Annotated in this window: 10 protein-coding genes; 8 read left to right on the top strand and 2 right to left on the bottom strand. The window is 46.6% G+C overall.

What is annotated here, in order from left to right; all coding sequences use genetic code 11:
- Positions 1–2: 2 nt before the first annotated feature.
- Both B5F77_RS16110 and clpB read left to right on the top strand, forming a co-directional pair.
- Positions 3–152, top strand: a complete 150-nt coding sequence (locus B5F77_RS16110) for a transposase (RefSeq protein WP_343225093.1) — start codon at positions 3–5, stop codon at positions 150–152.
- Between the two features lie 510 nt (positions 153–662).
- Positions 663–3,251, top strand: a complete 2,589-nt coding sequence (clpB, locus tag B5F77_RS12255; protein ID WP_087331153.1) for an ATP-dependent chaperone ClpB — start codon at positions 663–665, stop codon at positions 3,249–3,251.
- Positions 3,252–3,322: 71 nt separating this feature from the next.
- Here clpB and B5F77_RS12250 read toward each other — a convergent pair whose 3' ends face one another.
- Positions 3,323–4,006 (bottom strand): response regulator transcription factor, encoded by a 684-nt coding sequence (locus B5F77_RS12250; RefSeq protein ID WP_087331151.1) that lies wholly within the window; start codon positions 4,004–4,006, stop codon positions 3,323–3,325.
- Positions 4,007–4,008: 2 nt separating this feature from the next.
- Positions 4,009–5,454, bottom strand: a complete 1,446-nt coding sequence (locus tag B5F77_RS12245) for a HAMP domain-containing sensor histidine kinase (protein WP_087331149.1) — start codon at positions 5,452–5,454, stop codon at positions 4,009–4,011.
- Positions 5,455–5,645: 191 nt separating this feature from the next.
- Here B5F77_RS12245 and B5F77_RS12240 point away from each other — a divergent pair, with 191 nt between their 5' ends.
- From B5F77_RS12240 to kdsA, 6 genes are all read left to right on the top strand, one after another.
- Positions 5,646–7,925: an outer membrane beta-barrel family protein gene (locus B5F77_RS12240; protein ID WP_204244975.1), complete on the top strand. Its 2,280-nt coding sequence runs from the start codon at positions 5,646–5,648 to the stop codon at positions 7,923–7,925.
- 497 nt (positions 7,926–8,422) lie between these two features.
- Positions 8,423–8,893, top strand: a complete 471-nt coding sequence (locus B5F77_RS12235) for a hypothetical protein (protein ID WP_087331147.1) — start codon at positions 8,423–8,425, stop codon at positions 8,891–8,893.
- A gap of 76 nt (positions 8,894–8,969) precedes the next feature.
- Entirely contained in the window at positions 8,970–9,263 is a 294-nt protein-coding gene (locus tag B5F77_RS12230; RefSeq protein WP_087331145.1) for a type II toxin-antitoxin system HigB family toxin, read from the top strand.
- A gap of 12 nt (positions 9,264–9,275) precedes the next feature.
- Entirely contained in the window at positions 9,276–9,641 is a 366-nt protein-coding gene (locus tag B5F77_RS12225) for a helix-turn-helix domain-containing protein (RefSeq protein WP_087331143.1), read from the top strand.
- A 17-nt stretch (positions 9,642–9,658) separates the two neighbouring features.
- Positions 9,659–10,564, top strand: a complete 906-nt coding sequence (gene miaA / locus B5F77_RS12220; RefSeq protein ID WP_087331159.1) for a tRNA (adenosine(37)-N6)-dimethylallyltransferase MiaA — start codon at positions 9,659–9,661, stop codon at positions 10,562–10,564.
- 8 nt (positions 10,565–10,572) lie between these two features.
- The gene (gene kdsA, locus B5F77_RS12215) at positions 10,573–11,397 is read left to right on the top strand and encodes a 3-deoxy-8-phosphooctulonate synthase (RefSeq protein WP_087331156.1); all 825 of its coding nucleotides are present in this window, start codon (positions 10,573–10,575) and stop codon (positions 11,395–11,397) included.

Below are 11,397 nucleotides of genomic sequence, written 5' to 3'. Positions count from 1 at the left end.
AGATCCTGAACTTCTACAACAACCGTTCGTCCAATGCGATGGCAGAGTCTTTCAACGCTAAAATCAAACTATTCAGAGCAAACCTCAGAGGGGTTGCAGACAAGAAGTTTTTCTTATTCCGCATCGCAAACCTATATGCCTATCCCCACTAAATTTCTACTGAGCCGGTTTGCCGATATGCAAGGTTCCTATCTGCGGCAGATAGGGTCTGCCATCTCGGGCAGATATGGTTTGTTATCTGCCCGAGATAATAAAGGTGCTCTGCCGCAGATTACCGGAGGGATCTGCTCGAGATAGGAGAGGGCGTCTCGGGCAGAGGACAGGATGTTTCCGCCCGGGATGGATGAGAATAGCTGCTTTTAGAAGTTTGAGTGGGTTATAGTGCGGGGGTATGCCTTCTATAAAAGTTCTTTCCTTTAATTATGTAGTGAAACTCTACCATTGGTTATAATGTGTTCTTTTGGTTACGCATCAGGTCAATCGAGATGCTGAAACTTTTATTTATGGTGTGGCTATTCAGTATCTAGAGGTAAAACGGACTATTTGGCCTTTCTTCGGGAACTTTGACTGTCATTTTGTCTTGTTTAGATATTTGGCATTTTGTTTGTGTATTCCTCTGCGAGTTTATTACTGAATAAAGAATAGAAAGGAGAATTAAAGATATGAATTTTAATAACTTTACGATTAAAGCACAAGAAGCGGTACAGCAGGCGGTACAGTTGGTTACACAAAATAACCAACAGGCGATAGAGGGCGTACATTTGCTGAAGGCTGTCATTATGACGGGCGAAAGCGTGACGAACTTTATCTTCCAAAAGTTGGGTGTGAATCCGCAGAATGTGGTGCGGGTGGTGGATGCGCAAATCGCATCCTTGCCGAAGGTGTCGGGAGGCGAACCTTACCTATCGAATGAGGCGAACGCTATTTTGCAGAAGGCGATTGATTATTCGTCGAAGATGGGCGACCAATACGTATCGCTCGAACCCATCATCTTGGCCTTGTTTACGGAGAAGAGTAGTGCTTCGCAGATCTTGAAAGATGCGGGCATGACGGAGGCTGAATTGCGCAAAGCCATCGAGGAGTTGCGCAAAGGAAACAAAGTGACCAGTCAGTCGGCCGAAGATACCTATGAAGCTTTGAGCAAATATGCCATTAATCTGAATGAAAAAGCGCGGAGCGGTAAGCTGGATCCGGTCATCGGGCGTGACGAGGAGATTCGCCGTGTTTTACAGATTTTGAGTCGCCGCACAAAGAACAACCCAATATTGATTGGCGAACCGGGTGTAGGTAAGACTGCGATTGCTGAAGGGTTGGCTCATCGTATCATCCGTGGGGATGTTCCGGAGAACTTAAAGTCAAAACAAATATACTCGTTGGATATGGGTGCTTTGATAGCCGGAGCCAAATACAAGGGTGAGTTTGAGGAACGTCTGAAGGCGGTCGTTAACGAGGTGATTAAGTCGGATGGCGAGATTATACTCTTCATCGATGAAATTCATACGTTGGTGGGTGCCGGGAAAGGCGAAGGTGCGATGGATGCGGCCAATATTTTAAAACCGGCTTTGGCGCGTGGCGAATTGCGTGCGATTGGTGCGACGACGTTGGACGAGTATCAGAAGTATTTCGAGAAAGATAAAGCGTTGGAGCGCCGGTTCCAGATTGTCATGGTGGATGAGCCGGACGAGTTGGATGCGATCTCTATTCTTCGTGGATTGAAGGAAAAGTATGAGAATCACCACAAGGTGCGTATCAAGGATGATGCAATTATTGCAGCGGTTAAACTTTCAAGCCGGTATATCACCGATCGTTTCTTGCCGGACAAGGCCATCGACCTGATGGATGAAGCGGCAGCCCGTTTGCGGATGCAGATGAACTCTGTTCCTGAAGCGTTGGACGAGGTTTCTCGCCGAATCAAACAGTTGGAAATCGAGCGTGAAGCCATCAAACGGGAAGATGACAAGCAGAAACTGGAGCAACTGAATAAGGAGATAGCCAACCTGAAGGACGAAGAGAAGAAACAGAAGGCGCAATGGGAAAGCGAGAAATCGCTTATTAATACCATACAACAGGATAAGATTGATATCGAGAACCTCCGGTTTGAAGCCGATAAGGCGGAGCGTGAAGGGGATTATGGCAAGGTCGCTGAAATTCGCTACGGAAAGATTAAGGAGAAGGAAAACGATATCAAAGAGGTACAAGAGAAATTGCACAACATGCAGGGCGGTGCCGCTATGATTAAGGAAGAGGTTGATAGTGACGATATTGCAGAGGTCGTTTCGCGTTGGACGGGAATCCCCGTTACCAAGATGATGCAGAGCGAGCGCGAGAAGTTGCTCCACATGGAGGAAGAGCTGCATAAGCGCGTCATCGGACAGGACGAGGCTATCAAAGCCATATCAGATGCTGTGCGGCGAAGCCGTGCGGGCTTGCAAGACCCGAAACGTCCTATCGGTTCGTTCATTTTCCTCGGTACGACCGGTGTCGGTAAGACGGAGTTAGCGAAGGCATTGGCCGATTATCTGTTTGATGATGAGAATATGATGACACGTATCGATATGAGTGAGTATCAGGAGAAATTCAGTGCGACGCGACTCATCGGAGCACCTCCGGGATATGTCGGATACGATGAAGGAGGCCAGCTGACAGAGGCCATCCGTCGGAAACCCTATTCGGTGGTATTGTTCGATGAAATCGAGAAGGCGCATCCGGATGTCTTTAATATCTTGCTTCAAGTATTGGATGACGGGCGTTTGACGGATAACAAGGGACGGACGGTGAACTTCAAGAACACGATTATCATCATGACCAGCAATATGGGATCTTCACTCATTCGGGAAAACTTCGAGAAGATTACAGACAGTAATCGGCAGGAGATCGTCAACAATACAAAGGCGCAAGTCTTGGAACTCCTTAAGAAGAGCATCCGTCCGGAATTCTTGAACCGTATTGATGAGATTATCATGTTCACACCTCTTACGGAAGGTGAGATCAGACAGATTGTACAGTTGCAGCTTCATCAGGTAGAGAAGATGGTTGAAAACAATGGTATGCAACTTCAGTTTACCGACGAGGCTGTCGACTTCATCAGCCACGAGGGTTACGATCCACAGTTCGGTGCCCGTCCTGTCAAGCGGGTTATCCAGAACTATGTCCTCAATGAGTTGTCGAAGGAGATATTAGGAGGTAAAGTAAATCGTGAGCGTCCCATCATCGTTGATTGTTTCGGTGAGGGATTGGTATTCCGTAACTGATTCCTATGACTGCATATATGAAAGCCGGAAACCCCAAAAGGGTGAACCGGCTTTTTTAGTTTGCTCATTACTCAGCAGATAAGTTTATATCCAATGCCACGGATGTTGACAATCTGTACGTTCGGATCAGCAGATAGTTTTTTTCTTAGTTTCGTTATAAAGACATCCATGCTGCGGGCATTGAAGAAATTGTCATCACCCCAGAGGGCTAACAATACAGGGCGTCGTTGGAGCACTTCATTTTGATGCTCGCATAGCATCCGGAGAATTTCTGCTTCCCGATAAGAGAGCGATTCTGTATTTCCGTTGATTTCCAGCACCTGATGCGCTACTCGAAAACAATAAGCGCCAATCTGATAGGTTTCTTTTGGTTTGGTGATTTCTGCATCAATTGGTCGATTGAGCAATGACTGGATGCGCACAATCAGTTCTTCCATATCGAAAGGCTTTTTGAGATAATCATTGCCGCCCATTTTAAATCCGCTGACTACATCATCTGTCGATGAGCGCGCTGTCAGAAACAGAATCGGGATATGTTTGTCAATTTGCCGAATCATCTTCGCCAGTGTGAAGCCATCCAATTGCGGCATCATCACGTCAAGTACAAAAATATCCGGTTTGAATTGTTTGAACAGTTCAAAAGCCTTTTCCCCATTCGAGGCCAGCGTGATTTGGAAATCATTCCGGCTTTCCAAACTGTCCTTAATGATTTTTGCCAAAGCTATTTCATCTTCTGCCAATAATACGTGTATCATTTTTATTGCGGTATTAAGAGGGTGAATATTGAACCTTTGTTTTCCTGACTGCTTACGTGGATAGAACCGCCGTGCCGTTCGATGATTTCTTTGGCATAGCTCAATCCTAAACCAAATCCTTTCACATCGTGCCGATTTCCTTTCGGGATACGATAGAAACGGTCGAATATCTGCTTTTGATAGCGTGATGGGATGCCGATACCATCATCCTGAATGGTGATTTCCAGATTGTTTGTATACTTCTTTATCTGGATAACGATATTCACAGCTTGCCCAGAATATTTAACAGCGTTATCTATCAGATTTGCCAATACGTGTGTTAGGTGGAATTTATCTGCAAAAACCGTCTGTTCGCCCCATTCATCTGTTATTTGGAAACAGACGGACTTATCTGTTTGCAAAGTGAATTGCTTCGTCAACTGCTTCACAATCGGTCCTAATCGAAACGATTCTTTTTGCAAGCGGAAATTCTTGCGCTCTTCCACCGCCATGCTGAGAATCTTCTCCACCAATTCCGTCAGATGCCTCAGCTGTTGCTTGCAGATATTAAAGTACTCTTCCCGCTTGTTCATATTATCTACCAGTCGGAAGTTCTGTAAGGCGTCAATTGCGGAATAAGTAATTGTAATAGGTGTTTTTAGTTCGTGCGTCATATTATTGATGAAATCATTCTTGATTTGTGCGACGGTTTTCTGACGCTGAATTGTGCGAATCAGATAGAGATAGCAAGCTGTCGTTAGCAAAACGAAGAAGATAGAGAGTAGAAAAGCATAAAGCATCCGTCTATAAATAAGTTGATTGGCATCTACTACGAAACCCTGCAAGCCGAAGTCTTCATTCATGGTGATGCTCACACGGCGGGATTGAATTAGGTTTTCCAGCTGTAGGTCTTTCGGTTTGGAAGTGTCAATCAGCGTATCTTTCCCGAAAACGGCGTCCACAAAGTGCGGTTGATAAATGCCATTCCGTTCTAACACCGTGCCAAATACGCTATCCACCGTCAGGATACTAATCGGGCGGATAGCGGTTACCATCTCGAACATGCCTGCCGACGATGCCAGCCGTAGCACATCATAACTCTCTTTGTAATAATCCTTGGTGAAAGTCAGTGGCTCGTCGCGTTCGTTGGTCGGATTCAAAATCATATTCCGATAATAGCGCACCATCTTTTTGTTCTCTTGGAGGCTCAACATCCTACTGATACTATCCACGGCGATACCCATCGACATTTCGCCATGCGGCGCATTTTGCGTGGAGTCTTGTTCCATCTGGGTCAGATGAATGGCCAAAGTCTCGGCTATCGACTGCTCGAACAGTTGATGTACCTTGTCCGCCATCTGCTTTTTCTCCGTTTCATACGTATTCCATAGCCAATAGCCTTGCGAGATGAAAATGCCGATGATGGAAATGGAGACAAACAACAGAATGAAATGTCCTTGTATCTTCATAAATTTACGCCTATCTTTTCAGTCGTTTATGCTTATCTTTTTTTGCATTTATGCTTAACTTTTCAGGCAAATATAGTCTATTTTCGGAGGAAAGGTATAGGTGGTAACACTAAATAACACTAAGTAGCGGAGTGATAACGCACGCTCTGACTCGGTTTCCCTACTTTTGCTTCCAATCAATAATAGAACAGATGAAACGTTACTTATATATTATAGGTATAGGATTGGGATGCCTGGAGATGCTTTCAGCGCAAAGCCTCCGAGGAAAGGTGGTGAATGAAGCAGGGAAGCCGATAGAAGGCGTAACCGTGGTGTTGCAAAAGGCGGATTCAACCTTTATAGAGGTGAGCCTGACTGATACGGCAGGAATGTTCCAATTTCGGCAGGAAGTGTTGCCTTGCCGCTATATCTTGCAACACGTCGCCTATGAAACGCGGGAAATAGAAAAGGCTACACTTCCCGACACGGCGGATGTTTATGTGCTCAAAGAGCAAAATACCACCTTAGAAGACTTGGTCATCACGGCCGAAAAGCCTTATGTGCAGGTAGAAGAAGGTAAATTGAGTTATGATTTGACCGCCTTATCCGATAAAAAGATGGTGGATAATGCCTATGAAGCCATCACGAAATTGCCCGGCATCACCGAGCGAAACGGGGCATTATCGCTGGCGGGTGCCACTTCGCTGACGGTGATTCTCAATGGACGCCCCACGACCATGAATGCAGCCCAACTGGAAACTTTCCTGAAGAATACGCCGGTGGAACGGGTCGAAAGGGCGGAAGTGATGTATAGTGCGCCGCCCGAATATCATGTACGCGGAGCGGCCGTTAATGTCGTGTTGAAGCATGCGGCGGCTTATCACTTTTCCGGTGAAGTGGTTGCCCATTATAAGAATCAGTACTTCAATGCTGGTGGATTGAGTGGAAATCTACGTTATACGACGCCTAAGTGGGGGTTCGATTGGATGTATGAAGCGAAAGATGTCAAAACATTCACCCAAATGAAGACACGTTCCTTGCATACGTTCGGAAATCAACTTTATGACATTCAGAATCAAGAGGCAATGCGCGAAAAAGGATGGGATCATACAGTACGCTCGGCGTTGGAATATAATTTCTCGGACAAGGAACATCTGCAATTGGCTTACTTGGGTAGCTTCTCGCCTTCCGATAAAGGGAACAGCCATACAACGGGCAATTTCCAACTTAGCAACTTGGATAAAGAGACGGAAGGCCGACTGCATAACCTGTCTGTCGATTATGAAGGAGATAAAGGATTGAAAACCGGTATCGAATATACATGTTATCAGATGGAGAACGGCCAGCGGTTACACACCGATTATGCGGAGGGCAATGCCATCGAGTTGGAAATTGTCGGTGCTCAGAAGATAGACCGACTGGCGGTTCATGCTGACCAATCTTATGTGCTTCGGCGGGATTGGGAGTTAGGATTTGGCTTCTCTTATCAATATGCCCACAGCCGGGATGAGCAAATTTATCGAGAAGTGGTGGGCGACGTTGAGACCCGCGATACCTATGCCAACCTGCATGAGCACACCGCTAACGTTTATGCTTCGCTCGATAAAAAGCTAAAGACGGGAAGCTCAGTTTCCTTATCGGCTACGGGCGAATATTATCGGATTGGTGATTATGAGCGCTGGGCGGTATTCCCGCGGGCATCGCTCTTCTGGATGCTCAATGCGCGTAACTTCCTGCAGTTGGCTTTATCTTCAGACAAGCGCTATCCGGAATATTGGGCGATGCAGTCCGCCATCAGTTATATTGATGGTTATTCGGAATTACACGGAAGTTCAAATTTACGTCCGGCAAATACCTATGAGCTGAGTAGTACTTACATCTTCCGGCAGAAGTATATGCTGACGCTCTTTTTCAACCATACGTCTGATTACTTTGCCCAGTCGCCTTATCAATCGAGCGAACGGTTGGCATTGATTTATAAGATGCAGAACTGGGACTTTATGCGGCAATACGGGGCGAGCCTCTCTCTTCCGTTGGCGATGGGCGATTGGTACGATGCCTCTTTCAACGCCATCGCGCTATACATGCACGAGCGATGCGATGATTTCTATGACATTCCCTTCAATCGGAAGAAGTGGGTCGGTGTACTGATGTTGGATAACACCTTTAAAGTTGGCAAGCACCTGAGCTTTGAGTTGGGTGCGCACTATCAATCACCGGCTATTCAAGGCGTCTTCGATATAAACGGCTTGTTCAATCTTCATATCGCTGCCCGCTATACGTTCCTGAAAGGTCGGGCAACGCTCTCGGTTCATGCCGACGACCTCTTCAATACCGGTGCGCCCCGTACGGCTGTTCTCTTCAAAGGGCAGCATCTGGATATGGACAACAGCTTCTATAACCGCTCTGTCTCTGTCCGACTCTCTTATCGCTTAGGCAGTTATAAGGAAAAGAAACAGAAGCAAGTAGATACTTCACGGTTCGGACACTAAAGAGAGAGTGGATACCCTGTTTGAAAATGTTTGCCTGATACCCGATAGTTTACGTACGTTTGAACAACAATGGATTCTGCAAAACGGCAGAGTCCCTATTTTGAATCCACTGGGTCTCGAGTTGCCCGCATGGATGCGTGAAGGAAGCCCTGGGTCCTCGGACCTGGGGCTTCTTTTGGGGCCTCTTCTTGGATGGGGAACGGCCTCTTAAGCTTGAAAAACGCACTCATGCTTATATTTCTGCTGGTGACTTATAGGAGTTTTCGCCTATAATTCCTATCTTTGCCGATAGAAAGCAGTACAGGTATGGGGTATATACCAGTACTGGTATGGTAGTATAAGCAGTACAGGTATGGAATGCATACCAGTACAGGTATCTATGGATAAGGTATGTATCTTGGAAGGGATGATAAACGTATGTGAGGAGGGATGATATACGGATATGGCGGCCTTTGGGGTACGAAGGTTGGATGCAATAAAACATAGGAGGAAAAAGCATGGCACGTTATAAGTTGATGCGCAAGAAGAACCCGCTCAACAAGGAGAAGAGCGAGTTATGGTATGCCACTCCCGCGCCGGGGCGGCAGGTGAAGACACGGGAATTATGTCGCAATGCGACGGCCAATACCACGTTGGCAGACATTGAGTTGCAAATGGGCTTGGAGCTTTTGTTCAAGCACCTTCCGCGCTTGTTGGCGCGAGGGGAGAATGTCCAGTTGGGGCGGCTCGGCTCGTTGAAGTTGGAGTATGGGAGCGAGGGGGCTTGGGCGCCGGAGTTGTTCGGGCCGCACCTGATTCGCAACGAGCGCATCGTGTTCCGTCCCTCCCGCGAGCTGCGCGAGGCGGTGCAACAACTCCTTTCCTACCAAATCGGGGGGATTGTGGACCAAGGCATCTCGTTCGCCTCGATAAAGGATTACCGGGAATGGCAGGAGCAGCAACGGGAGAAAAAAGGGGACAAGGAATAGATATTTTTGTAAATTGGAAATAAGTTTTGATATTTAGAAACAAAGAGCTATCTTTACACCAAAAATAGAAAAGACTATGAGAATAATATCATTTGCAACAATTAGAAACTATACACAAAAACATGCGGATGCAGACGTCCCTTTGCGTGATTGGTATAAAAAGACAGAGAAAGCAGATTGGGCTTGTCTGGCGGATGTAAAGTTGACATTCAATAGTGCAGACTATGTAGGGAATGACCGTTTTGTGTTTAATATTAAGGGGAATGATTATCGGCTGGTTGCATTGATATTATTTGCAGCAAAAAAAGTCTTCATTCGTTGGATAGGCACTCATCAAGAGTATGATAAAATAGATTGTTCAAAAGCATAAAGGTGTAATATTATGGCAAAGATAAAGACGGAACAACAGTATAAAGCGGCATGTGCCCGGATTGAAGAGCTGCTAAAAGTAGTGAACAATGACACTCCGATAGATGACCCTAATTATTGGGAATTGGATTTGATTTCGGATTTTGTGGCAGATTATGAAGAAGAGCATTTCCCGGTAGAATCTCCTTCTTTGGTTGATGTAATTAAATTGCGCATGTATGAAATGGGTTTAACGCAGAATAAGTTGTCGGAGTTGTTGAATGTAAGTCCTTCTCGTGTTAGCGAATATCTTTCTGGTAAATGCGAACCGACATTGAAGGTCGCTCGTGAGATAAGTCGGAAACTGAATATTGATGCAAACATCGTGTTGGGCGTGTAAGTTTGAGTAACAAGAAGATGAAAGAATTGATTACTATCATTGGTCCGACGGCTTCGGGAAAGACGGCACTGGCGGCACAGGTGGCCTACCGATTGGGCACGGAGATTATCAGCGGGGACTCTCGGCAGGTCTACCGGCGTATGGACTTGGGGACCGGAAAGGATTTGTCTGATTATAGCGTCCAAGGTATTCCCATCCCTTACCACCTGATAGACATACGGAAACCAGGAACGAAGTACAATGTATTTGAATACCAGCACGATTTCCATGAGGTATTTGCAGCCATACGGGCGAAAGGGAAAGTACCAGTACTATGTGGTGGGACGGGCCTGTATATCGAGGCTGTCTTGAAAGGGTATAAGCTGCTGGATGTGCCACAGAATCCCATGTTGCGGGAATCGCTCAAAGGTAAGAGCCTGGAAGAGTTGACCCGGCTCCTGGCTACTTATAAGACGCTGCACAACAAAACGGATGTGGATTCGGCACAGCGAGCCATACGTGCCATCGAGATAGAGGAATACTATCGGACCCAAGACCCAGAGAAGCATGAGTATGAACCTCTTGATAGTTTGATTATCGGTCTTGATATCAGTCGAGAGGAACGAAGGGCGAAGATATCCCATCGGCTCTGGGAACGACTGGAGGCTGGCATGGTAGAAGAGGTGCGTGCGCTCTTGGACGAGGGGATTCCTCCGGAAGACTTGATTTATTATGGCTTGGAATATAAATATCTGACCCAGTATGTGATTGGACAGTTGGACTATGAAGAGATGGTTCGTCTGCTCGAAATCGCTATCCATCAGTTTGCCAAAAGACAGATGACCTGGTTTCGGGGCATGGAGCGCCGAGGTTTTGAAATCCATTGGATAGATGCATCACTCCCGATGGAAGAGAAAATACAACAAGTAATGGATTTAATATGATACAGCATATGTTTAGTTTAGCAGATTTACAGAACAAACCGCGTTTCTTCCTTCTGGCAGGTCCTTGTGTCATCGAAGGAGAGCGAATGGCTTTGGAAATAGCCGAAGAGATAGCGGGTATAGCCCAAAGGTGGCAGATTCCTTACGTATTCAAAGGTTCCTACCGGAAGGCGAACCGGTCGCGCTTGGATTCCTTTACAGGAATAGGCGACGAGAAAGCGCTGAAGATTCTCCGCAAAGTACATGAGACGCTGGGTATACCTACTGTTACTGATATTCACGAGACCCACGAAGCCGATATGGCAGCAGAGTATGTGGATGTGCTCCAGATTCCTGCTTTCCTTTGTCGACAAACCGACCTCTTGGTGGCGGCAGCAAAGACGGGGAAGGTGGTGAACATCAAGAAGGGACAATTCCTTTCACCTGCAGCCATGCAGTTTGCAGCTCAGAAAGTGCTGGATGCGGGCAATCCGAACGTGATGCTCACTGAGCGGGGAACCACTTTTGGTTATACCGATTTAGTAGTAGATTTTCGTGGGATTCCGGAGATGAAGCAATTCGGATTTCCGGTCGTCATGGACGCGACTCACTCCCTGCAACAGCCTAACCAGACGTCAGGCGTGACAGGCGGTATGCCGGCCTTGATTGAAACCATTGCCAAGGCCGCTATCGCTGTGGGGGCCGACGGACTCTTCATCGAGACCCATCCCAACCCTGCTGAGGCTAAGTCTGACGGAGCGAACATGCTTCCTTTAGCCTCCTTGGAAGGATTACTCCAGAAACTCATTCGGATATGGGAAGCTATACAAGACGATAACTCACCTAATATATAA

The organism is Parabacteroides sp. An277 (assembly GCF_002159645.1).
Lineage (GTDB): Bacteria > Bacteroidota > Bacteroidia > Bacteroidales > Tannerellaceae > Parabacteroides.
The sequence above is the reverse complement of the archived record's forward strand: the minus strand, read 5'-3'. Positions and strand labels throughout refer to the sequence as shown.